The sequence below is a fragment of the Streptomyces sp. ATCC 21386 genome (genome assembly GCF_018728545.1).
GTDB lineage: Bacteria > Actinomycetota > Actinomycetes > Streptomycetales > Streptomycetaceae > Streptomyces.
Genome location: NZ_JAAVVL010000001.1, coordinates 5980829 through 6004945, shown reverse-complemented (window position 1 = coordinate 6004945; position 24117 = coordinate 5980829). Strand labels below are relative to the sequence as shown.

Annotated in this window: 19 protein-coding genes; 15 read left to right on the top strand and 4 right to left on the bottom strand. The window is 71.5% G+C overall.

Features of this window, described 5'->3' with window-relative positions:
• The first annotated feature begins 20 nt into the window (after positions 1–20).
• From GWK25_RS25770 to GWK25_RS25760, 3 genes are read left to right on the top strand one after another with little or no spacing between them, the layout of a single operon-like run.
• Complete coding sequence (locus GWK25_RS25770; RefSeq protein ID WP_215453469.1) at positions 21–887, top strand: ABC transporter ATP-binding protein; 867 nt, start codon at positions 21–23, stop codon at positions 885–887.
• Positions 884–2437, top strand: coding sequence for an ABC transporter permease (locus GWK25_RS25765; protein WP_215453467.1), 1554 nt, complete (start codon positions 884–886; stop codon positions 2435–2437). Before GWK25_RS25770 ends, GWK25_RS25765 begins: the two co-directional genes overlap by 4 nt.
• A complete protein-coding gene (locus GWK25_RS25760) occupies positions 2434–3183 on the top strand; it encodes an ABC transporter (RefSeq protein ID WP_251829034.1) in 750 nt (249 codons plus the stop codon). Before GWK25_RS25765 ends, GWK25_RS25760 begins: the two co-directional genes overlap by 4 nt.
• Here GWK25_RS25760 and GWK25_RS25755 read toward each other — a convergent pair.
• Positions 3168–3803, bottom strand: coding sequence for a TetR/AcrR family transcriptional regulator (locus GWK25_RS25755; RefSeq protein WP_215453464.1), 636 nt, complete (start codon positions 3801–3803; stop codon positions 3168–3170). The genes GWK25_RS25760 and GWK25_RS25755 overlap by 16 nt on opposite strands.
• A 103-nt stretch (positions 3804–3906) precedes the next feature.
• On the opposite strand from GWK25_RS25755, the gene GWK25_RS25750 reads away from it, so the two are divergent.
• Together GWK25_RS25750 and GWK25_RS25745 are read left to right on the top strand one after the other, a co-directional pair.
• Entirely contained in the window at positions 3907–4296 is a 390-nt protein-coding gene (locus GWK25_RS25750) for a VOC family protein (RefSeq protein WP_215453461.1), read from the top strand.
• A gap of 116 nt (positions 4297–4412) precedes the next feature.
• On the top strand, positions 4413–5396 hold the full coding sequence (locus tag GWK25_RS25745; RefSeq protein WP_251829033.1) for an alpha/beta hydrolase: 984 nt from the start codon (positions 4413–4415) through the stop codon (positions 5394–5396).
• 42 nt (positions 5397–5438) lie between these two features.
• Here the strand turns inward: GWK25_RS25745 and GWK25_RS25740 are convergent, their stop codons facing one another.
• On the bottom strand, positions 5439–6365 hold the full coding sequence (locus GWK25_RS25740; RefSeq protein ID WP_215453458.1) for a PfkB family carbohydrate kinase: 927 nt from the start codon (positions 6363–6365) through the stop codon (positions 5439–5441).
• Positions 6366–6898: 533 nt separating this feature from the next.
• Here GWK25_RS25740 and GWK25_RS25735 point away from each other — a divergent pair.
• The 7 genes from GWK25_RS25735 to GWK25_RS25705 all read left to right on the top strand — a co-directional run bounded on the left by GWK25_RS25735 (position 6899) and on the right by GWK25_RS25705 (position 17993).
• Entirely contained in the window at positions 6899–9289 is a 2391-nt protein-coding gene (locus GWK25_RS25735) for a SpoIIE family protein phosphatase (RefSeq protein ID WP_215453454.1), read from the top strand.
• A 139-nt stretch (positions 9290–9428) separates the two neighbouring features.
• Complete coding sequence (locus GWK25_RS25730; RefSeq protein ID WP_215453452.1) at positions 9429–10514, top strand: S-(hydroxymethyl)mycothiol dehydrogenase; 1086 nt, start codon at positions 9429–9431, stop codon at positions 10512–10514.
• A 318-nt stretch (positions 10515–10832) separates the two neighbouring features.
• Positions 10833–13142 carry an FdhF/YdeP family oxidoreductase gene (locus GWK25_RS25725; protein WP_215453450.1) on the top strand — a complete coding sequence of 770 codons (2310 nt, stop codon included), beginning with the start codon at positions 10833–10835 and terminating at the stop codon, positions 13140–13142.
• 90 nt (positions 13143–13232) lie between these two features.
• Positions 13233–14993 (top strand): BCCT family transporter, encoded by a 1761-nt coding sequence (locus tag GWK25_RS25720; RefSeq protein WP_215453447.1) that lies wholly within the window; start codon positions 13233–13235, stop codon positions 14991–14993.
• Between the two features lie 216 nt (positions 14994–15209).
• The gene (locus GWK25_RS25715) at positions 15210–15572 is read left to right on the top strand and encodes a bifunctional 3-phenylpropionate/cinnamic acid dioxygenase ferredoxin subunit (protein ID WP_086753106.1); all 363 of its coding nucleotides are present in this window, start codon (positions 15210–15212) and stop codon (positions 15570–15572) included.
• On the top strand, positions 15569–16732 hold the full coding sequence (locus GWK25_RS25710; protein WP_215453445.1) for an FAD-dependent oxidoreductase: 1164 nt from the start codon (positions 15569–15571) through the stop codon (positions 16730–16732). Before GWK25_RS25715 ends, GWK25_RS25710 begins: the two co-directional genes overlap by 4 nt.
• A gap of 130 nt (positions 16733–16862) precedes the next feature.
• Entirely contained in the window at positions 16863–17993 is a 1131-nt protein-coding gene (locus GWK25_RS25705; RefSeq protein ID WP_215453443.1) for an aromatic ring-hydroxylating dioxygenase subunit alpha, read from the top strand.
• A 1-nt stretch (position 17994) separates the two neighbouring features.
• On the opposite strand, the gene GWK25_RS25700 is transcribed toward GWK25_RS25705, so the two are convergent.
• Positions 17995–18741 carry an IclR family transcriptional regulator gene (locus GWK25_RS25700; RefSeq protein ID WP_215457568.1) on the bottom strand — a complete coding sequence of 249 codons (747 nt, stop codon included), beginning with the start codon at positions 18739–18741 and terminating at the stop codon, positions 17995–17997.
• A 206-nt stretch (positions 18742–18947) separates the two neighbouring features.
• Here GWK25_RS25700 and betA point away from each other — a divergent pair, with 206 nt between their 5' ends.
• Both betA and GWK25_RS25690 read left to right on the top strand, forming a co-directional pair.
• The gene (gene betA / locus GWK25_RS25695; RefSeq protein ID WP_215453441.1) at positions 18948–20618 is read left to right on the top strand and encodes a choline dehydrogenase; all 1671 of its coding nucleotides are present in this window, start codon (positions 18948–18950) and stop codon (positions 20616–20618) included.
• Between the two features lie 3 nt (positions 20619–20621).
• Entirely contained in the window at positions 20622–21458 is an 837-nt protein-coding gene (locus GWK25_RS25690; protein ID WP_215453437.1) for a 5,10-methylenetetrahydrofolate reductase, read from the top strand.
• Positions 21459–21535: 77 nt separating this feature from the next.
• Here the strand turns inward: GWK25_RS25690 and purU are convergent, their stop codons facing one another.
• A complete protein-coding gene (gene purU, locus GWK25_RS25685) occupies positions 21536–22411 on the bottom strand; it encodes a formyltetrahydrofolate deformylase (protein ID WP_215453435.1) in 876 nt (291 codons plus the stop codon).
• A 223-nt stretch (positions 22412–22634) separates the two neighbouring features.
• Between purU and GWK25_RS25680 the strand changes: the two genes are divergently transcribed.
• Positions 22635–24104 carry an aldehyde dehydrogenase family protein gene (locus tag GWK25_RS25680; RefSeq protein ID WP_215453432.1) on the top strand — a complete coding sequence of 490 codons (1470 nt, stop codon included), beginning with the start codon at positions 22635–22637 and terminating at the stop codon, positions 24102–24104.
• Positions 24105–24117: the final 13 nt, after the last annotated feature.

Below are 24117 nucleotides of genomic sequence, written 5' to 3'. Positions count from 1 at the left end.
TCCACAGCCTGGAGGCTGTCATGACACGACCCACGGTCTCGGCCGCCGGGCTGACCCTGAGCTATCGCGGTACGAGAGCGGTGGACGACGTCACGCTGCGGTTCACCGAAGGGGTGACGGGACTCCTCGGCCCGAACGGCGCGGGCAAGACGACGCTGCTGCGGATCCTGGCGACGGCGACGCCCCCCGACCACGGCGGGTTCACCGTCCTCGGGCACGATCCGAGCACGGCCCACGGACGGCAGAACGCGCGCAGGAACCTGGGCTATCTGCCGCAGAACCCCGGATTCCACCCGGACTTCACCGCTTTCGAGTTCATCGACTACGTGGCGATCCTCAAGGAACTGACCGACCGGCGCGCCCGCCACGCCGAGGCCCGCCGGGTCCTCGACGCGGTCGGCCTCGCGAGCGAGCGCGGAAAGCGGATACGGCGGCTCTCCGGCGGCATGCGCCAGCGCGTCGCCCTCGCCGCGGCCCTGGTCGGCGACCCCGGCTTCCTGGTCCTGGACGAGCCCACGGTGGGCCTGGACCCCGAACAGCGCATGCGGTTCCGGGAGTTGATCGCGGAGGCCGGCGAGGGCCGGACGGTGCTGCTGTCCACCCACCAGACCGAGGACGTGGCGATGCTGTGCAACCGGGTGGTGGTGATGGACAAGGGGCGCGTGCGCTTCGACGGTACGGCCGCCGAGTTGACGGCGGTGGCGGACGGCCGGGTGTGGCACAGCGGGGAACGGCAGCCGGGCGCCAGAGCCGGATGGCGCACCGGGACGGGCGAGTTCCGCAACGTGGGGGACCCGCCCGCGGGCGCCCGGCTGGTCGAACCGACGCTGGAGGACGGCTATCTGCTGGCGCTCGGCGGCGACCCGGTGGCGGAGGTGACGGCATGACGGCCGTCACCGGGAGCCGCGCGACCGCACCGAGGCCGACGCCGCGACCGAAGCCAGACGCGGTACGGGCCCGGGGCCGACGACGGGCCATGCTCGCGCTCGCCCGGGTCGAAGCACGGCGTCTGCTGCTCCACCCCCTCGTACTGATCGCCCTGTTGGCGTATCTGACCCTCGTCCTGTGGCCCGGCGCCGAGCCGGAGGACGCCTATCCGGTCCTCCAGGACATCGACCGCGAGACCCAGACGGGGCAACTGCTGCTGGGACTGGCGGTGTTGGTCGCCGTGAATCTGGCGGTGCTCCGCTCCCACCGGCGGGGCACGGAGGCGTCCTTCTCGGTGCTGGTCCTGCCGCCGTGGCGGCGCACGGTCGCGCATGTGCTGTCCGTGCTGCCGACCGTCCTGGTGGGGGCGCTGATCGTCGCCGGCCAGTTCACGGCGGCTGCGCTGAAACCCGGCGCGGTCGGTCGCGGTTCGGTGTCCGAGCTGGTGACAGGTCCGCTGCTGATCCTCCTGCCCGGTGCCGTGGGGGTGCTGCTCGCCCGGGTCGCCCGGTCGGCGTTCGTCGCCCCGCTGGCGGTGGTCGCCTTGCTCGCGTTCGCCATGGTGTTCGTCGCCGACTCCACCAGCCCGGCCTGGCTGCGCGGACTGGCCCCCGTGGTGTTCGACGAGGGCGCCTGGCCGCTGCCGTCCGACCTGCTGGGCAGGCCGGCGGCGGGTCACGCGCTGTATCTGCTGGCCCTCGCGGTCCTGGTGACGGCGGGTGCGGTGCTGCTGAGCGGGGGCCGTACGCGTGCGGTTCGGGCCACCGCCCTGGGCGCGCTCGGCGTGACCGTGCTGGCCGTCGTCCTCCAGGGGACGGCGCCCTCGGACGCGGTGCGCGCGGCCCGGGAGGTGGCGACCCGTGACCCGGCGAAGGTGCAGGACTGCGAGCGGCACGGGACCACGACCTACTGCGCATTCCCCGAGTTCACCCCCTGGATCGACGAGTGGGCCCGGGTCACCGACCGGGTGCGGGCACTGGCCGGTGCACCGGACGCGGAGCGGGCGCTTACCGTACGGCAGCGGGTCGCCGCGCTCGACGGGCCGTCGGGCGGCACAGAGCTCGCGACCACCGCCGCGCCCGGTGAGGTGACGGCCATCACCGCGTGGGGCGGCGAACGGGAACTGGAGTTCGCGGCGGGCGTCGCCCGGGGGCTCGTCGTCGGGCACGAGCGCTACGGGGGCGCGTACTGCGACGCGCGGGGCGTCCTGATGGTGTGGCTGGCGGTCCGTGCCACTCGGGACGGCGAGGCCGCGTTCGAGAGGACCGGCGTTGACCACAACAGTCCCGGAGTGATCCAGGCACCGGCGACCGCCATCGCCCTGCGCGGCCGCGAACTCGCCGTCGTCCAGGCGTTGTTCACGCGGCCGCGGGGAGAGGTGGAGCGCGTGGTGAAGGCGTCCTGGGCGGAGCTGTCCGCTCCCGGTACGACCACCGACCGTGCCGCGGCTCTGCTCGGTGTCACCGCTCCGGCCGAGACCGCCGACGACCGGGAGTACCAGTGCGCATGACGCGAGAGTCCGTGCCTACGACGGAGCCGCCGGTGCGCGGGGGACGGCGGCTTCCGGTGGTCGTGGCGCTGCTGCGGCCCACGGCGCGGTCGCTGCCGTGGAGGACGACGGCCACCGGCTGGGCCCTGGGGCTCGCCATCGTCGCCGTACCGGCCCTGCTCTCTGTGGACCTCCCCGCGGAGGTACTGGTCGACGTGGTGCGGGCGGCGGCACTGTGCGGGGCGGTGGGGACGGCCTTCGTCCTGGACGATCCGGCCCGGCACACCACCGGCGTCCCGCCCGTGCCGCGTCCACTGCGTCAAGTCCTGCGTGCGGCAGTCATGCTCCCGGCGGTCGTGTTGTGGTGGACGGCGGTCCTGGCCGTCGCACGGGCCGGCGCCGGTCCCGCGCACCGGGCCGCGCTGCCGCCGGGTGCGGTGACCGTCGAGGCCGCCGCCCTGTGCGCGGCGGCGCTCGCCGTCGCCGCCGCAGTCGTGCGGTTCAGCCTGGTACGCGTCCCGGGGCCGGCCGTCGCCGGCGTCGCAGTGGCGCTTCCGATCACGGCGGACGTCCTCCTGCCGCCCCGCTTCGCCCTGTTCGTGTCCCCGCTCGATCCCCGCTGGGACGACGCCCATGTGCTGTGGGCGGCCGTTCTCATCACGGCCCTCACCGCCTGGCTGCTGTGCGCGCCGGAGCCTCGCCGCCGACGTGGGCGCCCGCGCCGTCGCCGTCCTGGCTCGGGCGGTGGCGCTCAGGCCACCGCGTAGTCCCGGAGCGCAGGTTCCAGTAGGCCGAACGCATCGGCGGTCTCCCTCGCGACGACTGCGGCGATCTCGTCGTTCGAGCGGCCGGCGAGGGTCAGCTCCTGGATGCGGTGGAACAGGACGCGGTGCACCGCGGAGAGGAGGGCCGCGGCGGTGCGCGCGGTGATGTCGTCGGGGGAGGAGCCGGTGGCCTCGGCGAGTGCGGTGGCCAGCGCGTCCTCACGCCGGTCGTGCAGGGTGCGCAGACAGGCCGAAAGGGTCGGACTCTCCTGGACCATCCGGGAGAAGTCCGGGCCGGCGAAACCGATGAGCGGGTCCTGGGCGGCGACCCCGGCCTCGCAGGCGCGGCGCAGCGCCCCGAGGGCGGACTCCCCGGTGTGGCGGGCGCGTACGGCCTCGGCCAGGCCCGCGACGAACACGTCCTGATGGTCGAGGGCCATGTCCTCCTTGCGCGGGAAGTAGTTGGTCACGGTCTTCTTGGCGACGCGGGCGGCGGCGGCGATCTCCGCGATGGTGGTCGCCTCGAAGCCCTGCGCCATGAAGAGCCGGGTGGCGTGGTCGGAGATCAGCTGCCGTGTCTCGCGCTTCTTGGACTCGCGCAGACCTGGGGTCTCGATGCTCATGGGAAAATCTTACCCTCGTAGTAAAAATATATTGACGGCGCTGATGCTACCGACGTAATCTTACACCGGTAGCAAGTATTGCCGCCCTCTCGAAAGGAACCGCGTGCAGATCACCGCCTCCACCGTCTCCCTCACCGTCGACGACGTGGCCGCGTCCCGGTCCTTCTTCACCACCCACCTCGGCTACGAGGAGCGCATGGCGGCGGACGGCTTCTCCTCGCTGGGCCGCACCGACGCCGCCGCCGACATCGTCCTGCTGGGCCGCGGCACGAAGGTCCTGCCGGCCGATCAGCGCGATCAGCGCGCCGGCGGGCTCATCCTCGCGTTCACCCTGGACTCGGGCATCGCCCGCGAAGAGGACCGACTCCGGGCCGCGGGCGTCGAGATCACCCTGCCGCTGCGGGAAGAGCCGTGGGGCGAGCGCCTCTTCCAGGTCACCGACCCCAACGGTGTGGTCGTCCAGTTCGTGGAATGGGCGGCGCCCGCTGCGTGACGCTCGTTCACCCGCCCGCGGTGGCCCGGGTGCGGGCACCGGCCGGACGGGGGACCCTGACCTCGGCCGGTGGCCCGCAGGTACCCGCCGGCGCCGAGCCACGGAGGAGAGCGCCCATGACCGGACCGGCCCACGAGTCCCCGCACGGGGTACGCCGCATCACCCTGGACGCGGCCGGGTTGCCGCTCTCCGCGCTGCTCAGCGAGCCGCCCGGGGGCTCCCCGCGCGCCGTCGTGATCGCGGTGCACGGCGGCGGCATGAACGCGGGCTACTTCGACTGCCGGGCCCATCCCGAGCAGTCGCTGCTCACGCTGGGGGCGAGCCTCGGCCACACCGTCCTGGCCGTGGACCGGCCGGGCTACCGGCACTCCGCCGCCCGGCTGCCCGAAGGGCAGGGCCTGGCGGAACAGGCCGTCTCGCTGCGCGAGGCACTGCGCGACTTCACCTCCCGCCACGACGCGGGCGCCGGCCTGTTCCTGCTCGCCCACTCCTACGGCGGGAAGGTGGCCCTCACCGCGGCCGCCGGCCCCGGCCTACCGCACCTGCTCGGGATCGACATCTCCGGCTGCGGCCATCTGTACGCCGTCGAGCCGCACGAACTGCCCACCGCACACAACGGAGGCCAACTGCGCAGGAGTTGGGGGCCGCTGCGGCTCTACCCCTCGGGCACCTTCCGGGAGAGCGGCTCGATCGTCGAGCCCGTGCCCCCACGGGAGCGGGCCGAACTGGCCCGCTGGCCGCTGCTGTTCCGCTCCACGGCCCCCCGCGTCCGCGTGCCGGTACGGCTGACCTTCGCCGAGCACGAGAGCTGGTGGCGCCACGACGACGAGGCCCTCACCGATCTGGCCGCCCACTTCACGGCCGCCCCGAGAGTGAGCGTCGAGCGTCAGCCGGGGGCCGGACACAACATCAGCCTCGGACGGGCCGCCCGCGCCTACCACCTGCGCGCGCTCGCCTTCCTCGAAGACTGCCTGGCGGCCCGCCAGACGACCCCCGCTCCCACCGCCGTCCGCGAGACGCCCCCCGCTCTCCCCGCCGTCCGCGAGACGACCCCCACCCCCCAGGGTGTCCACCCCCTTCCGACCACCGTGGCCTCCTGACCGGTCTCGTGTCTCCCGGGGTGTACGCCTCGCGCCCGCGGCTCACCCCTCGCGCAGCCACGCCCGTGTCCCGAACGACGCGCACGCCCGCGAGGCCACCGCCGTCGCTTCCCGCAGGGCCTCGACGAAAGCGTCCGACGTCAACGCGGCGTGCCCCGCGAGGCCGTGGGCGAGGGCCCCGTGCAGGACGTCACCCGCGCCCAGCGTGTCCGCCACCCGTACGGCGGGGACGGCCACGGTGCCCCCGCCGTCGGGGCCCGCCCACACCAGGGACCGCCCGCCCCGGCTGACCGCCGACCGGGAGACCCCGTGGTCCCGCAGGAACCGCAGGACGTCGGCGGGCGCGCTCCTCGACGTGTCCGAACCGGGCGGGCGGAAGTCCTCCGAGCAGACGGCCACGTCGATCGACGGCAACAGCCGCTCCGTCCCCACCTTCCAGCTGCCGCCGTCCAGCACGGTCCGACGGCCGGCGGCCCGCGCCTCCCGGGCGGTGGCCACGGCCAGTTCCATGTGATGGCCGTCGAACTCCACGATGTCGCAGGCCGCCACCAGCGCGGCGAGGTCGTCCGGCGGGGCGAGCCGGTGGCCCGTCGCGTTCGTCGAGGCGACGGCCCGGTCGCCGCTCGACGCGGTCACCAGCACGGACGACACGGCAGGCGGCTCGACCGAGTCGGCCGCCAGGTCCACCACGGTCACGCCCAGCCGGGCCAGGTCCGCGGTGACGGCGGCCCCCAGCGGATGGCGGCCGATCGCCGTGAGCAGGGTGGCCGAACCGCCCAGATGGGCGAACGCGACCGCCGCGTTCGCCGCGGGGCCGCCCGCTGCCACCAGCTGCTCGCGTGCCGTCAGTTTCTCGTTCGCCCCCGGCACCCGGTCGACGAGCTGTACGACGTCCAGGGTGCACAACCCGACGAACAAGCCCCGGCGCCGCGCCCGAGCCTCCGCCACGCCGCCCTCCGACTCCACCAAGGTGTCCCCACTCTCCTGTCTCCGCTCTCTGCCGGGCCGCCCGAGCCCGCCGGGCCGACGAGCACTCGGGCTCCGGTCGCCTCGATCCCCTCGATCCCCTCGATCCCCTCGATCCCCTCGATCCCCTCGATCCCCGCAGGGTGGACGGTACGCCCAGTGCGGGAAGTACTGCCGCCATTCGGCCCGGGAGACGGTCGGGAAGGCCGAACCGCAGATACGGGCGGCGACGTGTTCCACGTCGGGGTCCCACAGCAGGGCGGTCCAGTCCTCGCTGCCGTCGGCCAGGGCGCGGCCGTCGGGGCTGAACGCCAGCTGCGAGGAGGACACGGGCGGTCCGGCGACCGGGGCCGCCGGACGACGTCGTGAGCGGGCATCCGGGAGGCACGGGACATGGCAGGGTGGGAGCCCCGGTGCTCCGGGCGGTCGCGCGCCATGCCTGGCGCGCCCGGCGCACAATGAAGCTTGGAAGAGTTCCCCGCAGTCGATCTGTGAGCCCAGGGACCACGGCTCCGGTCGTACGGAGAGAAGGAACGATGGGCGAGCACGGTGTCGCCACGGCCGCGGTCGACGCCAGGGGACTGGTGATCGCGTGGAGCGCCGTCGCGCGACAGGTGCTCGGCTACGAGCGCGGCGAGGTCCTGGGCCGCCGCGCGGCCGACCTGCTGGCCCGGGCGCTTCCCGCGTCGGCGCGCAGCCGTCTCACCGAACCGGCCGACTGGCGCGGCCCCGTGCACGCACGGCACCGGGACGGTCATGACGTGGAGCTGGAGCTGGAGGCGTATCCCCTGCTGGACTCCGCGGGCCGCACGCAGTGGTTCCTGACGGCCACGGTGCCGGAGCCCGCCGCCCGGCTGCGCCGGTGGGCCCTGGACCAGCTCCCCGTCCCGATCGCGCTCTTCGACCAGGACGGGCTCGCGGTGTCCGCGAACTCGGCCATGGAGCGGGTGATGGGCAGGCCGCAGCAGGACCTGCTCGGCCGGCGGGTGGGGGTGTCCGTCGACGGGCAGCGCCGGCTGCCGGGCTTCGAGGGCCTCGACGACGTGGTGCGGCGCGTACTGCGAACGGGTGAGCCCATGCCGTACGAGGCATGGCTGCGCGCGCCGGGCGAGGCGCGCGAACACGCGTGGCTGGTCTCGCTCAGCCCGTTGAAGGACGCCTCCGGCGACGTACGGGGCATGTGTCTGGCCGCGATCGACAGCACGGAGCAGTTCCTCGCCCGCCGGCGCCTGAGCATGCTCAACGAGTCCAGCAACCGGATCGGCTCCACCCTCGACGTGTCCCGCACCGCCGAGGAACTCGCCGAGGTGTGCACCGACCATCTGGCCGACTTCGTCATCGTGGACCTGCTGGACTCCGTGCTCGCCGGTGAGGAGGCCACCCCCTCGCCCGACGCCGACCGCCTGGTCTTCCGCCGCGCCGCCCACCGGTCCGTACTGGAGGGCTGCCCCGAGGCCGTCGTCCCGGTCGGCAGCCGCCACACCTACGACGAGGGGTCGCCGTCGGGCCGCGCGCTGGCCACCGGGCGCGCCCTGCTGTACGAGGCCGACGACGTCACCAGGCTGCGCTGGGCGGGGGGCTCGCCGGAGCGGGCCCGCAGCATCGAGGTCCACGGCATCCACTCGATGATGGCGGTGCCCCTGCGCGCCCGCGGCCTCACCCTCGGCCTGTCGATCCTCTCCCGGCACCGCACGGCCGAGCCCTTCGGAGAGGACGACCTGCTGCTGGCCGAGGAACTCGCCGCCCACGCCGCCGTCTGTGTCGACAACGCGCGCCGCTACACCCGCGAGCGCGCCATCGCCCTCGAACTGCAACGCAGCCTCCTGCCCCACCGCGCGCCCCGGCAGTCCGCCGTCGAGGTCGCCTCCCGTTACCAGCCGGCCAGCACCCGCGCAGGCATCGGGGGCGACTGGTTCGACGTCATCCCGCTGTCCGGTGCCCGGGTGGGGCTGGTCGTGGGCGACGTCGTCGGCCACGGCGTCCAGGCGTCGGCCACCATGGGCCGGCTCCGGACGGCCGTACGCACCCTGGCCGATGTCGACCTCGCCCCCGACGAGCTGCTCACCCAGCTCGACGACATCGTGCTGCGGCTGGACTCGGAGCGGACGGCGGACGAGGCAGAGGACGCGGAGAGCCCGGGCGAGATCGGGGCCACCTGTCTGTACGCCGTGTACGACCCCGTGGCGCGCCGCTGCTCCATGGCCCGGGCCGGCCACCCGCCGCCGGCCCTGATCGCCCCGGACGGCGAGGCGGTCTTCCTCGATCTGCCCATCGGGCCGCCGCTGGGCGTGGGCGGTCTGCCCTTCGAGACCGCGGAGTTCGACGTCCCAGAGGGCAGCGTGTTCGCCCTGTACACCGACGGTCTCGTCCAGGCGGCCGGCCGCGATCTGGACCACGGGCTCGACCGGCTGCGCCAGGCACTCCGTGGCACGGGCCGCCCGCTGGAGGAGACCTGCGACGGAGTCCTGGGCAGCCTGCTGACGGACCGCCCCGTCGACGACGTGGCCCTGCTGCTGGCCCGGACCCGGGCCCTGGACGCCGACCGGGTCGCCGTCTGGGACGTGCCCGCCGACCCCGCGTCCGTGGGACGGGCCCGCAAACTGGCCTGCGACCAGCTCTCCGCCTGGCGTCTGGAGGAACTCACCTTCGTCACCGAACTCGTCGTCAGCGAACTGGTCACCAACGCCATCCGCTACGGCGGGTCCCCGATCCAGCTGCGGCTGATCCGTGAGGCCACCCTTGTCTGCGAGGTCTCCGACTCCAGCGCCACCGCTCCGCACATGCGCCGGGCCCGTGCCTTCGACGAGGGCGGCCGGGGCCTCCTGCTCGTCGCTCAGCTCACCCAGCGCTGGGGCAGCCGCCACACCCGCACGGGCAAGACCATCTGGGCCGAGCAGGCACTCCCCGACGAGGAGCAGGCGGTCTAGGGCCCGCCCACACGGCGACGACGGCCGTGCGACTCCTTGACCCCCGGTCGGCACTCCACGATGCTGTGTTGCGGTACACGCTATGTGTATCGCAATGAGAAACATCAGACGCAGGTCTCGTACCAGCCGAGGAGTGGCCATGGCTCACCAGGTCCGTGCTGTCGTCGCGCGGGGCAAGGGTGCCCCCGTCAGCCTGGAAACGATCGTCGTGCCGGACCCCGGGCCGGGTGAGGCGCTGGTGAAGGTCGAGGCCTGCGGGGTCTGCCACACCGATCTGCACTACCGCGAGGGCGGGATCAACGACGACTTCCCCTTCCTGCTCGGTCATGAGGCGGCCGGTGTGGTGGAGTCGGTGGGGGAGGGGGTCACGGATGTCGCGCCCGGTGATTTCGTCATCCTCAACTGGCGTGCGGTGTGCGGCAGTTGCCGGGCCTGCCGACGCGGTCGGCCCTGGTACTGCTTCGCCACCCACAACGCGAAGCAGAAGATGACCCTGCTCGACGGCACCGAGCTCTCCCCGGCGCTGGGCATCGGCGCCTTCGCGGAGAAGACGCTGGTCGCCGCGGGCCAGTGCACCAAGGTCGACCGGGCCGCGTCGCCGGCGGTCGCCGGACTGCTGGGCTGCGGGGTGATGGCCGGCATCGGTGCCGCCATCAACACCGGGAACGTCGGCCGTGGCGACACGGTCGCCGTCATCGGCTGCGGCGGCGTCGGGGCCGCAGCGGTCCTCGGATCCGACCTGGCGGGTGCCGCCAGGATCATCGCGGTGGACATCGACGACCACAAGCTGGAGACCGCCAGGAAGCTGGGCGCCACCCATGCCGTCAACTCCCGCGAGACCGACGCCGTCGAGGCGATCCGTGAGCTCACCGGTGGTTTCGGCGCGGACGTCGTCATCGAGGCGGTCGGCCGCCCCGAGACCTACCGGCAGGCCTTCTACGCCCGTGACCTGGCCGGCACGGTCGTCCTCGTCGGCGTGCCGACTCCGGAGATGAAGCTGGAGCTGCCCCTGCTGGACGTCTTCGGCCGCGGCGGCGCCCTGAAGTCCTCCTGGTACGGCGACTGCCTGCCCGACCGCGACTTCCCCATGCTCATCGACCTCTACCTCCAGAAGCGCCTGGACCTGGACACCTTCGTCACGGAGACCATCGGACTCGACGAGGTCGAGAAGGCCTTCGAGCGGATGCACGGCGGCGACGTCCTGCGCTCGGTGGTGGTCCTCTGACGGGCGGGTGACGGAGCGGACCGCGGCCGCGTCGGCGTAGCCGCGCGGCGCGCGACAGACGAGCCGTGGTGGGGGGCGCCTCGACCACGGCTCGTCCGTCGCGTCCTGGCGATCCCGCACCCCGTGCCGATCGGGTGGTGCGCCGGTCTTGACAGGGGATCGCGCGTCACGCTTTCTTGTTCTCGTTGCGCATCGCGGCACTGTTGTGCAGTTCGCAACCCCCTGATGTCTGTCGGCGGCCCGCCCCGCCGGGCCGAGAGGCCCGGCGGCACGGAACGTGGCTCCGATTCCCCTACATCCCGGAGTGTGGCGCTTCAGATGACTCGCAACGCACCTGTCGAGGACCCCGGCGACGCCCGGCTGCGGGTCGGCCCCCCGAAGGAGTACGCCGCCGGCATCCCCGCGGTCACCTCCTCCCTCCGGCACGCCGGCGAGCAGATGGGTGCCCGCCGGGGCCTGCTCACCCTCCTCCGGGTCAACCAGAAGGAGGGCTTCGACTGCCCGGGATGCGCCTGGCCCGAGCCGGAGCACCGCCACCGGGCGGAGTTCTGCGAGAACGGGGCCAAGGCCGTGGCCGAGGAGGCCACCGTCCGCCGGGTCACCCCGGACTTCTTCGCCGAGCACACGCTGGAGGACCTGCTCCCCGGCAGCGACTACTGGCTCGGGCAGCAGGGCCGGCTGACCCACCCCATGTACCGCGCGGCCGGCGACGACCGCTACCGGCCGATCTCCTGGGACGACGCGTTCGCCGTGATCGCCCGTGAACTCGCCGCGCTCGACCGGCCCGACCAGGCCGCCTTCTACACCTCCGGCCGGGCGAGCAACGAGGCCGCGTTCCTGTACCAGCTCTTCGTCCGGATGCTCGGCACCAACAATCTGCCCGACTGCTCCAACATGTGCCACGAATCCAGTGGTTCGGCCCTGACGGAGACCATCGGGATCGGCAAGGGCAGCGTCACCCTGGAGGATCTCCACGACGCCGACCTCATCCTCGTGGTCGGCCAGAACCCCGGCACCAACCACCCCCGGATGCTCTCCTCGCTGGAGACAGCCAAGCGCCGGGGCGCCCGGATCATCGCGGTCAACCCCCTGCCCGAGGCGGGACTGCTGCGGTTCAAGAACCCCCAGAAGCCCTCCGGCGTCCTCGGCGGCGGCACCCGCCTGGCCGACCGATTCCTGCAGATCAGGCTCGGCGGGGACCAGGCGCTCTTCCAGGCCTTCAACCGCATGCTGCTGGAAACGGAGGACGAGGCCCCCGGTACCTGCCTCGACACCTCCTTCATCGAACGCCACACGCATGGTTTCCAGGAGTTCGCCGAGCACGCCCGCAAGGCGTCGTGGGACGAGATCCTCTCCGCCACCGGTCTGCCCGAGGAGGAGATCAGGGCCGCCTTCCGCGAGGTGCTGGCCGCCGAGAAGATCGTCGTCTGCTGGGCGATGGGTCTCACCCAGCACAAGCACTCGGTCCCCACCATCCGGGACGTGGTCAATTTCCTCCTGCTGCGCGGCAACATCGGCCGCCCCGGCGCCGGTCTCTGCCCGGTGCGCGGCCACTCCAACGTGCAGGGCGACCGCACCATGGGCATCTACGAGAAACCGGACGGCGCGTTCCTCGACGCGCTCGGCGCCGAGTTCGCGTTCACGCCCCCGAGGCACCACGGCCACGACGCCGTCGAGAGCATCCGCGCCATGCGCGACGGCGACGTACGCGTCTTCGTCGCCCTCGGCGGGAACTTCGTCGCCGCCGCCCCCGACACCGACCGGACCGAGCGGGCCCTGCGCAACTGCCGCCTCACCGTGCAGATCTCCACCAAGCTCAACCGCTCGCACGTCATCGCCGGCGAACAGGCGCTCATCCTCCCGTGCCTCGGCCGGACGGAGGCCGACCTGCGGCCCGGCGGGCCGCAGCTCGTCACGGTCGAGGACTCCATGGGGATGGTGCACCTCTCCCGAGGGCGACTCGCACCCGCCTCCGAACACCTGCTCAGCGAGGTCGCGATCATCTGCCGGATGGCACGGGCCGCGCTCGGGGAAGCGGGCTCCCACGTGCCCTGGGAGGAGTTCGAGGCGGACTACGACACCGTCCGCGACCGCATCGCCCGCGTGATCCCCGGCTTCCAGGACTTCAACCACCGGGTGCGACGGCCGGGCGGCTTCGCACTGCCCCACCCGCCCCGCGACGAACGCCGGTTCACCACCGCCACGGGCCTGGCCAACTTCACCGCCAACGCGCTGGAGCGTCCCCACGTGCCGCCGGGCCGGCTGCTGCTGCAGACGCTCCGCTCCCACGACCAGTACAACACCACCGTCTACGGCCTGGACGACCGCTATCGCGGCATCCGTCAGGGCCGCCGGGTCCTGTTCGTCAACGCCGACGACCTGGCCGACCGCGGCCTGGCCGACGGGGACCTCGTCGACATCGTCAGCGAGTACGACGACGGCGTGGAACGCAGGGCGCCCGCCTTCCGCGTGGTGCCCTACCCGACGCCCCGCGACTGCTGCGCCGCCTATTTCCCCGAGACCAACGTCCTGGTCCCCCTGGACTCCACGGCGGCGATCAGCAACACCCCCACGTCGAAGTCGATCGTCGTCCGTCTGGAGCCGGTCTCCACCTCGACTCTTCTTTGACGAGCCCCCCACGTTTCCCTGCTTGCTCGGTCGCGCAGCCGTCGTCCGCGACAGAGAACGTCCCCTGCCGTCTGTGGAAAGGACGAGCTGATGAGCACAACCCGCGAACGGAACGGGAGCCCAGGTCTCCCCGTCGGGGAGGACCTCCCGGGAGGCGGTGCGGCCACCGCCCGCCCCCGGACCGACCTCGTCGTCTTCGGCGTCGCCGCGGCCCTCACCCTGGCCTTCGTCGTGTGGGGAGCCACGGCGACCGACACGCTGGAGAGCGTGTCGGGGAAGCTGTTGGACGGAACGATCCGCAACGGCGGATGGGCCTTCGTCCTTGCCGCCTCGGGCTTCGTGGTCTTCGCCCTCTGGCTGGCGATGAGCCGCTACGGGCGGATCACCCTCGGGAAGGAGGGGGAGGAACCGGAGTTCCGCACGGTGTCGTGGATCGCCATGATGTTCAGCGCGGGCATGGGCATCGGCCTGATGTTCTACGGAGTGAGCGAGCCGCTCTCCCACTTCATCACGCCGCCGCCGGGCACCGACCCGGCCGATGCCAACCAGGCCATGGAGACCGCCATGGCCACCACCCTCTTCCACTGGACGCTCCACCCGTGGGCGATGTACGCGGTCGTGGGTCTCGCCATCGCCTACAGCACCTTCCGGCGCGGTCGTCGCCAGCTGATCAGCGCGGTGTTCACCCCGTTGCTCGGTGAGAAGCGAGTGAACGGCTGGCCCGGCCGGGCCATCGACATCCTCGCCATCTTCGCCACCCTCTTCGGCTCGGCGGCGTCCCTGGGGCTCGGCGCCCTCCAGATCGGCAGCGGCTTCACCGGGCTGGGCTGGCTGGGCTCGGTCGGCACCGGACTGCTGGTCGTCGTGATCGCGGTGCTGACCGTGGCGTTCGTCGCCTCGGCGGTCTCCGGGATCGAGAAGGGCATCCAGTGGCTGTCCAACACCAACATGGTGCTGGCGGTGGGGCTCGCCCTCTTCGTCTTCCTGGTCGGCCCGACCATCTTCATCCTCGACCTGCTGCCCACCTCCATCGGTGCCTTCTTCGGCGACCTGGCCCAGATGGCGGGCCGTACCGAGGCCTCCAGCGGCGAGGGTGTCGCCGACTGGCTGGCCGGCTGGACGGTCTTCTACTGGGCGTGGTGGATCTCCTGGACGCCCTTCGTCGGCATGTTCATCGCCCGCATCAGCCGCGGCCGCACCATCCGTCAGTTCGTCGGCGGCGTCATCCTGGTCCCCAGCAGCGTCAGCCTGCTCTGGTTCGCGGTCTTCGGCGGCTCGGCGATGCACCTGCAGGACTCCGGTCGTCTCAACGACGCCGCGACCGCCCAGGGGCAGCTCTTCGACGTGCTCCAGCAGTACCCGATCGCCACGGTGACGAGCATCGTCGTCATGATCCTCGTCGGTATCTTCTTCGTCTCCGGCGCCGACGCCGCCTCCATCGTGATGGGGACGCTCTCGCAGCGGGGCTGCCTCGAACCGTCCCGGGGCGTCGTGGTGTTCTGGGGCGTGCTGACCGGAGCGGTCGCCGCCGTCATGCTGCTCATCGGCGGCGGCAAGGGCGACGCGCTCACCGGACTGCAGAACCTCACCATCCTCGCCGCGGCACCCTTCACCCTCGTGATGATCGGGTTGTGCATCGCGCTCAACCGGGATCTGCGCCACGATCCGCTCATCATCCGCGGACGCATGGGCAAGGAGGCCATCGAGACGGCCGTCATCGCCGGCCACGAGAAGTACGACGGCGACTTCGAACTCCGTATCGGCCCCGCCGCGTCCGCGGACGGCACCGAGTCCGTGCCGCCCCGGCCGGCCGAGGAGGACTCCGCGCAGTCCACCGCCTCCACCGTCTGAGTCCTGCGCACCCGCCGCCCGGCGGGGTCGTGGCACCGCTTCGCGCGGCCACGACCCCGCCGGGCTTGCGTTGTTCTATGTGAGGCGAGTTGTGGATGTCGCAACGCAAGAAGTGGCCCACAGGGGCCCTCTGGATGCCTTGACAAGGGTTCGGGGCGACCCCAGACTGATGTTGCGCTTACCGCAATCCGTTTCGCTATATGCACCCGAGGTGTCATGATGATTCCCGCGTGCCGTCTCGCGGATCTCCCGCGAGGTGAGGCCTTCCGGCTCGACACCGACCCGCCGGTCTCGGTGTTCCACACCGACGACGGCGAGGTCTTCGCCATCGACGACACCTGCACCCACCAGGACGCCTCGCTCGCCGACGGCTGGCTGGAGGGCTGCGAGGTGGAATGCCCGCTGCATGCCTCCAAGTTCGACCTGCGCACCGGCGCGGTCGACTCCCCGCCTGCCAAGCTGCCGGTGCGGACGCACGAGGTCGTCGTCGAGGACGGCATGATCTACGTCCGGCTCTCCACGGACGCCCCGAACCTGCCGCCCTGCATCTCCGCCAGGCTCGCCGGGGGGCCCGCGTGAGGACCGTCGCCGTGGTCGGCGCCTCCCTCGCCGGCCTGTCGGCGGCGCGCTCCCTGCGCAAGCAGGGCTACGACGGGCGCCTGGTGGTCATCGGCGACGAGCTGCACCGCCCCTACGACCGGCCCCCGCTCTCCAAGGAGTTCCTGGCCGGCACCCTGGGCGAGGTCGAACTCGCCCTGGAGACGGACGGCGAGGACCTGGCGGCCGAGTGGCTGCTCGGCGCCCGCGCCACCGGACTCGACCACGCCGCGCGCACCGTCCGCCTCGCCGACGGACATGAGGTGCGCGCCGACGGCTTCGTCATCGCCACCGGTGCCGTCGCGCGGGCCCTGCCCGGCTCGGAGGGCCTCGCCGGAGTGCACACCCTGCGCACCCTGGACGACGCCCGTGCCCTGCGGGACGAACTGGCCCGCGGCGGACGCCTGGTGGTGATCGGCGGTGGTTTCATCGGCGCCGAGGTCGCCTCCACCGCGTACACCCTCGGCCTGGAGGTGACCGTCGTCGAGGCGGCCTCGACCCCGCTGGCCGGCCCGCTCGGCGACACCATGGGCGCCGTCGTCTCCGGTCTCCACGCCGACCACGGGGTACGCCTGTTGTGCGGCGTGGGGGTCAAGGGCCTGAGCGGCGAGCACCGGGTCGACGCAGTCCTGCTGGAGGACGGCCGCAGCATCCCCGCCGACATCGTCGTCGTCGGCGTCGGGGCCCGGCCGTGCGTGGAGTGGCTGGCCGGTTCCGGTATCGCGCTGGACAACGGCGTGAAGTGCGGCGCCGACGGCCGGACCAGCCTCGCCGGAGTGGTCGCGGTCGGCGACTGCGCCAACTGGTACGACCCCCGCGCGGGTCACCACCGCCGCGTGGAGCACTGGACCGGCGCACGTGAGCGGCCGGAGGCCGCCGTCGCCACCCTGCTGGCGGGGGGCGCCGTCGAGCCCGGCGTACCCAGGCCGCCGTACTTCTGGTCGGACCAGTACGGCGTCCGTATCCAGTTCGCCGGCCACGCGGCCGAAGCGGACAGCGTCACCGTCGAGGCGGGCGCGGTCGACGACCGTGACGTGCTCGCCGTCTACCGGCGCGCCGGCCGCCCGGTCGCCGTGCTCGGAATGAACCAGCCTCGGCTGTTCATGCGGGTGCGCAAGGAGCTGGCCGCCACCACGTCTTGACACCGCCCCGGCGTCACCCCATGCTGCGGTTGCCCACAGCGCGCAGCGTTGCTCCATGCACAACGCCGTCCGGAGGCGTTCCTCCCGGCGTCCGCCTCACCCCTCCGCGACGTTCCCCGAGGAGTGCCCCGTGACCTCGACCGGTCTGCCCGACAGCCTGATCGCCACTCTCCCCGGCTCCTCCTACACCGATCCGGTGGTCTTCGCCCAGGAGCAGGAGCACATATTCGAGACCATGTGGTTCTGTGTGGCGCGCGCCTCCGAGCTGGCGAAGCCCGGCGCCTTCCGCACCGTCGACGTGGGCCGTGAGGGCATCCTCGTCACCCGGGCCAGGGACAACTCGATCCGCGCGTACTTCAACGTCTGCCGGCACCGCGGGGCCAAGCTCTGCACCGAGGAGGCCGGCGAGGTCAAGCGGGCCTTCCAGTGTCCGTACCACGCCTGGACCTACGGCCTGGACGGCAAGCTCGTCGCGGCGCCCAACCTCACCAAGATGCCCGACGTGGGCCGTACCGAGTACGGCCTGGTGAGCGTCGCCGTGCGCGAATGGCTCGGTTATGTCTGGGTCTGTCTCGCGGAGAACCCGCCGTCCTTCGAGGAGGACGTCATCGGTGAGGTCGTCGCCCGCCTCGGCGACGTCGAGTCGATCGAGCGGTACGACATCGACAACCTGTCCGTGGGGCGCCGGATCACGTACGACGTGAAGGCGAACTGGAAGCTCATCATCGAGAACTTCATGGAGTGCTACCACTGCGCCACGATCCACCCCGAACTGACCGAGGTGCTGCCGGAGTTCGCGGACGGGTACGCCGCTCAGTACTACGTGGGCCACGGCGCGGAGTTCGGTGAGGAGGTGCAGGGGTTCACCGTCGACGGCTCCGAGGGGCTGGACCGCATCCCGGGCGTGGCCGAGGACCAGGACCGCCGCTACTACGCGATCACCGTCAAGCCCCAGGTGTTCATCAACCTCGTGCCCGACCACGTGATCTTCCACCGGATGTACCCGGTCTCCGTGGACCGCACGATCGTCGAGTGCGACTGGCTCTACCTGCCGCACGTCGTCGAGAGCGGCAAGGACGTCAGCCGGTCCGTGGAACTCTTCGACCGGGTCAACCTCCAGGACTTCGAGGCCTGCGAGCGGACCCAGCCCGGCATGAGCTCCCGGATGTACGCCAAGGGCGGTGTGCTGGTGCCCAGCGAGCACCACATCGGCGCGTTCCACGACTGGGTGAACGAGCGCCTCGGGACTTCTCAGGGGTGAATCAGCCCAGGAACCCCATCCGGTGGCTGATCTCGGCAGCGCCCTTGACCAGCACCGGGGACATCTCGTGCAGACGCTCCTCGGTGAATCGGTAGGAGGGTCCGGAGGCGCTGAGGGCCGCGATGACCTCGCCGTCCCGGTTGCGAACCGGTGCGGCCATCGCGTGCAGACCGATCTCCAACTCCTCCAGGGTGAAGGCGTAACCCCGCTCCCGTGCCGCGGCGAGGTTCTTCTCCAGCTTCGTCTTCGCGGTGATCGTGTGCGGGGTGACCTTCTTCATGCCCGAGTCCGAGAGCACCGCGGCGCGTTCCTTCGCCGGAAGGTGGGCCAGCAGGATCTTGCCGCTCGACGTGGCGTGCAGGGGGGTCAGCTGGCCCACCCAGTTGTGCGCGGTGATGGCCCCCGGTCCACGCACCTGGTACAGGTTGATCGCGTAATGCTCCTGCATCACGGCGATGTTGACCGTCTCGCCGATCTCCTCGGCCAGCCGCTCGCAGACGGGGCGGCCCTGCTGGGTGATGTCGATGCGCCCCGTGACCGCGCCGGCCAGCCGCACGATGCCGAAGCCGAGCCGGTACTTGCCGCGTTCGCCCGCCTGTTCCACCAGACCGCGTGCCTCCAGGGCGCCCAGGAGGCGGAAGGCCGTGGACTTGTGCACCTCGATCTCCGCCGCCACCTCGCTGACGCCTGCTTCGCCGCGCTGAGCGAGGATCTCCAGGACGCTGATGGCGCGGTCCACCGACTGCACACCGCCCGCTCCGGCGTGTGAATTCGACGTTTCCGTGTCAAGGCTGTAGTTGCTCACAGTGAAACTATACGCGCAGTAAACAACACATCTGCAAGTAACCGCCGCGAAACGAAGTTCCCGAAGTTGCGTGGTTCGCAACCTGGTGCGTATCACGCTACCGGTCTAGCATGCCTCGCATATCTACGGCGCGAGCGAGACGAGGCACCATGGCTCCTGTGCAGTACGACTTCGTCATCGTCGGTGGTGGTTCCGCGGGCAGTGCACTGGCAAACAGGCTGTCCGCCGACCCGGCGAACCGAGTCCTGGTCCTGGAAGCGGGCCGGACGGACTACCCGTGGGACGTCTTCATCCACATGCCCGCGGCGCTGACCTACCCGATCGGCAGCCGCTTCTACGACTGGAAGTACGAGTCCGAGCCCGAGCCCCACATGGGCGGCCGGCGCGTCTACCACGCGCGCGGCAAGGTGCTGGGCGGCTCCAGCAGCATCAACGGCATGATCTTCCAGCGCGGCAACCCCATGGACTACGAGCGCTGGGCAGCCGACCCGGGCATGGAGACCTGGGACTACGCGCACTGTCTGCCGTACTTCCGGCGCATGGAGAACTGTCTCGCGGCCGACCCGGACGACGAGTTCCGCGGTCACGACGGCCCCCTCGTCCTGGAACGCGGCCCGGCGGACAACCCGCTCTTCGGCGCCTTCCTCAAGGCCACCGAGGAGGCGGGCTACGCCCCCACCGACGACGTCAACGGCTACCGACAGGAAGGTTTCGCCAAGTTCGACCGGAATGTCCACCGCGGCCGCCGGCTCTCGGCCTCCAAGGCGTACCTGAAGCCCGTCCGCAGACGTCCCAACCTCACCGTCACCACCCGCGCCCTCGTCACCCGTGTCCTCTTCGAGGGCAAGACGGCCGTCGGCGTGGAGTACCAGCGCGGCAAGGGCGCCCCGAAGCAGGTCCGCGCCAAGGAGGTCATCCTCTGCGGCGGCGCGATCAACTCCCCGCAGCTGCTCCAGCTCTCCGGCGTGGGCAACGCCGATGAACTGCGGGCGCTGGGCATCGACGTCGTTCATGATCTCCCGGGCGTCGGCGAGAACATGCAGGACCACCTGGAGGTCTACATCCAGTACGCCTGCAAGCAGCCCGTCTCCATGCAGCCGTACCTGGCGAAGTGGCGCGCGCCCTTCATCGGGCTCCAGTGGCTCTTCCGCAAGGGCCCGGCCGCCACCAACCACTTCGAGGCCGGCGGGTTCGCCCGCAGCAACGAGGACGTCGACTACCCCAACCTGATGTTCCACTTCCTGCCGATCGCGGTCCGCTACGACGGCTCGGTGCCGGCCGGCGGCCACGGCTACCAGGTGCACGTCGGGCCCATGTACTCGGACGCCATCGGCTCGGTGAAGATCAAGAGCAAGGATCCGCGACAGCACCCCGCCCTGCGCTTCAACTATCTCTCCACCGAGCAGGACCGCCGGGAGTGGGTCGAGGCGATCCGGGTGGCCCGCAAGCTCCTCAACCAGCCCGCGCTCGCTCCCTACAACGGCGGGGAGATCTCGCCCGGACCGTCCGTCGAGACGGACGAGGAGATCCTCGCCTGGGTCGCCAAGGACGGCGAGACCGCCCTGCATCCCTCCTGCACCTGCAAGATGGGCACCGACGAGATGTCCGTCGTGGACCCCACCAGCATGCGCGTGCACGGCGTGGAGGGTCTGCGCGTGGTCGACGCCTCTGTCATGCCCTACGTCACCAACGGCAACATCTACGCACCGGTGATGATGATCGCCGAGAAGGCCGCCGACCTGATCCTCGGCAAGGAGCCGCTGCCGGCGTCCAAGGCCGCGTACTACCGCCACCGCGACGTCCAGAAGCAGGCGGAGTAGACATTGGGCGTCACGGGGCTGCGTGCACTGCTGAAGACGGTGCGCTACGAGGTGCTGCCCGCGAAGGCCACCGAGGAGAAGGTCCTCGCCCATGTCCCGCGCGACGTCGTCGTCACCGTGACGGCGTCGCCGGTCAAGGGCCTGGAACCCACCCTCGACCTCGCGGGCCGGCTCGCCGCGCACGGCTACCGGGTCGTCCCGCACGTCCCGGCCCGGCTCCTGCGGGACGACCTGCACCTGAAGGAGGTCGCGGGCCGGCTGCGCGAGGCCGGCGTGGACGACGTGTTCGTGCCCGCGGGCGACGCCGACCCGCCGGCCGGGCCCTACGACGGGGCGCTGCCGGTGCTGCGCCGGCTGAGCGAACAGGGCGGGCCGTTCAGTCATGTCGGCGTCACCGGATATCCCGAGAGCCATCCGCTCATCCACGACGACATCACCGTCCAGGCGATGTGGGACAAGCGCGAGCACGCCACGTACATCGTGAGCAACCTCTGCTTCGACCCGCGGGTCCTCGGCGACTGGCTCGTCCGCGTACGGCGCCGGGAGGTGGCCCTGCCGGTCCATGTGGGCGTCGCCGGGCCCGTGCAGCGCGCGAAACTGCTGGCGATGGCGACGAAGATCGGCGTGGGGGAGTCCACCCGCTTCCTCACCAAGCACGCGTCGTGGTTCGTGCGCTTCGCCGCGCCCGGCGGCTACTCGCCCGAGAAGCTGCTCACGCGTGCGGAGAACGCCCTCACCGACCCCGCCTCCGGGGTGGCGGGGCTGCACCTGTTCACCTTCAACCAGATCGCGGAGACGGAGAGGTGGCGTCAGTCCCTGCTGGACCGGCTGGAGGGCTGAGCGCACCACCGAGGACCGAACGCCGAACGCCGGACGGGCTCAGCCCGTCCGGCGTTCGTATACGGAGGCGGTACCGCTCAGCGGAAGACGACCGTGCGGTTGCCCTCCACCATCACCCGGCTCTCGCTGTGCCACTTCACCGCGTGCGCGAGCACCTGGGCCTCCACGTCCCGGCCGACCGTGACCAGCGCCCCGGGGTCCAGCGAGTGGTCCACCCGGACCACGTCCTGCTCGATGATCTGGCCCTCGTCCAGGTCCGACGTCACATAGTGCGCCGTCGCGCCGACGAGCTTCACACCGCGGTCGTAGGCCTGGTCGTAGGGGCGCGCACCCTTGAAGCTGGGGAGGAAGGAGTGGTGGATGTTGATGGCCCGGCCCTCCAGCTCCTTGCACAGGTCGTCGGAGAGGATCTGCATGTAGCGGGCCAGGACGACCAGGTCGATGTCCAGGTCGCGGACGAGTTCGAGGAGCCGTGCCTCGGCCTCGGGCTTGGTCTCCCGGGTCACCGGCACGTGGTGGAAGGGGATGTCGTACGTCTCCGCGAGCTTCTCGAACTCCCGGTGGTTGGAGACGATCGCGGGAATCTCGATGTTGAGCGCACCCGCCCGTTGGCGGAAGAGCAGGTCGTTCAGGCAGTGCCCGAACTTGGACACCATGATCAGGGTCCGGGTCGGCGTGGAGGCGTCGCTGAGGGACCACGAGATGCCGTAGGCCTGGGCGACGGGGCCGAAGCGGTACCGCAGGCCCTCCAGGTCCACGTTCGGGTCGGAGACGTCGAAGTGGACCCGCATGAAGAAGCGGCCCTGAAGTCGGTCGTCGAACTGCTGGCTTTCCAGGATGTTTCCGGAGTTCCTGACGAGATAGCCGCTCACGGCGTGGACCAGCCCGGCACTGTCGGGGCAGGAAAGGGTCAGAACGAACTCACGGCCAGGTTGCGGTCGGGGGAACCTCATGGACACGGCGGCCTCCGTCGGTGCGTATTGCACAACAAGGTGAGCGATACGCAACATGGTCGGGTCGCCGTGGCTTGCGGTCAAGGGTGGGCGGGTAAGTGGTCACATGGCCAAATCGTCATCGGCGAACATCTTGACGTCCGTCTGACCAGCAGCCAGGGTGTTCCATCACAAGCAATCGGGTGCACGATGCGCAACGAATTTCAGTCGGAAGGCTCGGCGCGTGGCAGACCTGTATGTGAATGGCGAATGGCGGGCTCCGGTGGCCGGCGGTCACCGGGAGATCCGATGTCCCGCTGACGGCACGCTCGCGGCGACCGTCTCGGAAGGAACGCGCCCCGACACCGAGGCGGCGATCGCCGCGGCCCGGGAGGCCTTCGACACCGGCCCCTGGCCGGGCACCCCCGAGCGGGAGCGCGGCGCACTGCTGCTGCGCACCGCCGACATCATCGAGCGCGACACCAAGAGCTTCGCCCGCGCCGAGTCGCTCGACACCGGCAAGCGGGTGGTGGAGAGCGAGTACGACATCGCCGATGTCGTCTCCTGCTTCCGCTACTACGGCGGACTCGCCGGCACCGACGCCGGCCGGGTGATCGACACCGGCCGCGACGACGCCGTCAGCCGGGTCGTCTACGAGCCGGTCGGGGTGTGCGCACTGATCACCCCTTGGAACTACCCGCTCCTGCAAGCCAGTTGGAAGGTCGCCCCGGCGCTCCTGGCCGGCAACACGATCGTCCTCAAGCCCAGCGAACTCACCCCCTCCACCTCCATCCTGCTGATGAGGGCGCTGGAGGAGGCCGGGCTGCCGGCCGGCACCGCCAACCTGGTGCTGGGCGCCGGACCCGAGGTGGGCGCCCCGCTCTCCGAGGACCCCCGCGTCGACCTGGTCTCCTTCACCGGCGGCCTGGACACCGGCAGACGGATCATGGCCACCGCCGCCGCGACCGTGAAGAAGGTCGCGCTGGAACTGGGCGGCAAGAACCCCAATGTCGTCTTCGCCGACGCCGACTTCGAGACGGCCGTGGACTTCGCCCTCACGGCCGTCTTCCTGCACTCCGGCCAGGTGTGCTCGGCCGGTGCCCGGCTGATCGTCGAGGACTCCCTGCACGACCGCTTCGTCGACGAGGTGGTCCGCCGCGCCCGGCTCATCCGGCTCGGCGGCCCCTACGACGCCGAGGCCGAGACCGGGGCGCTGATCTCCGCGCAGCACCGGGAGAAGGTCGAGGCCTACGTCGCCTCCGGCCTCGCCGAGGGAGCCGTGCTGCGCTGCGGCGGCGCCCGGCCCGAGGACCCCGCGCTGGCGGACGGCCACTACTACCTGCCCACCGTCCTCGACGAGTGCCGACAGGACATGCGCGTGGTGCACGAGGAGTCTTTCGGACCCGTGCTCACCGTGGAACGCTTCACCGACGAGGACGACGCCGTACGCATCGCCAACGACACCGAGTACGGGTTGGCCGGGGCCGTCTGGACGCAGGACGCGGGCAAGGCCCAGCGGGTGGCCCGGCGGCTGCGCCACGGCACGGTGTGGATCAACGACTACCACCCCTATGTGCCGCAAGCGGAATGGGGCGGTTTCGGGCATTCGGGTGTGGGCCGGGAGCTGGGACCGACCGGCCTGAACGAGTACCGAGAGCCCAAGCACATCTGGCAGAACATCCAACCCCGGCCGCAGCGCTGGTTCAGCGGCTGAACGCCGAAAGAAG

Bases quoted from the DNA above. Each gene is read 5' to 3' on its own strand.
- GWK25_RS25725 (WP_215453450.1), top strand. From the start codon at position 10,833: ATGACTCGCAACGCACCTGTCGAGGACCCCGGCGACGCCCGGCTGCGG.
- GWK25_RS25765 (WP_215453467.1), top strand. From the start codon at position 884: ATGACGGCCGTCACCGGGAGCCGCGCGACCGCACCGAGGCCGACGCCG.
- betA (WP_215453441.1), top strand. From the start codon at position 18,948: ATGGCTCCTGTGCAGTACGACTTCGTCATCGTCGGTGGTGGTTCCGCG.
- GWK25_RS25715 (WP_086753106.1), top strand. From the start codon at position 15,210: ATGATGATTCCCGCGTGCCGTCTCGCGGATCTCCCGCGAGGTGAGGCC.
- GWK25_RS25760 (WP_251829034.1), top strand. From the start codon at position 2,434: ATGACGCGAGAGTCCGTGCCTACGACGGAGCCGCCGGTGCGCGGGGGA.
- GWK25_RS25730 (WP_215453452.1), top strand. From the start codon at position 9,429: ATGGCTCACCAGGTCCGTGCTGTCGTCGCGCGGGGCAAGGGTGCCCCC.
- GWK25_RS25755 (WP_215453464.1), bottom strand. From the start codon at position 3,803: ATGAGCATCGAGACCCCAGGTCTGCGCGAGTCCAAGAAGCGCGAGACA.
- GWK25_RS25770 (WP_215453469.1), top strand. From the start codon at position 21: ATGACACGACCCACGGTCTCGGCCGCCGGGCTGACCCTGAGCTATCGC.
- GWK25_RS25745 (WP_251829033.1), top strand. From the start codon at position 4,413: ATGACCGGACCGGCCCACGAGTCCCCGCACGGGGTACGCCGCATCACC.
- purU (WP_215453435.1), bottom strand. From the start codon at position 22,411: ATGAGGTTCCCCCGACCGCAACCTGGCCGTGAGTTCGTTCTGACCCTT.
- GWK25_RS25735 (WP_215453454.1), top strand. From the start codon at position 6,899: ATGGGCGAGCACGGTGTCGCCACGGCCGCGGTCGACGCCAGGGGACTG.
- GWK25_RS25720 (WP_215453447.1), top strand. From the start codon at position 13,233: ATGAGCACAACCCGCGAACGGAACGGGAGCCCAGGTCTCCCCGTCGGG.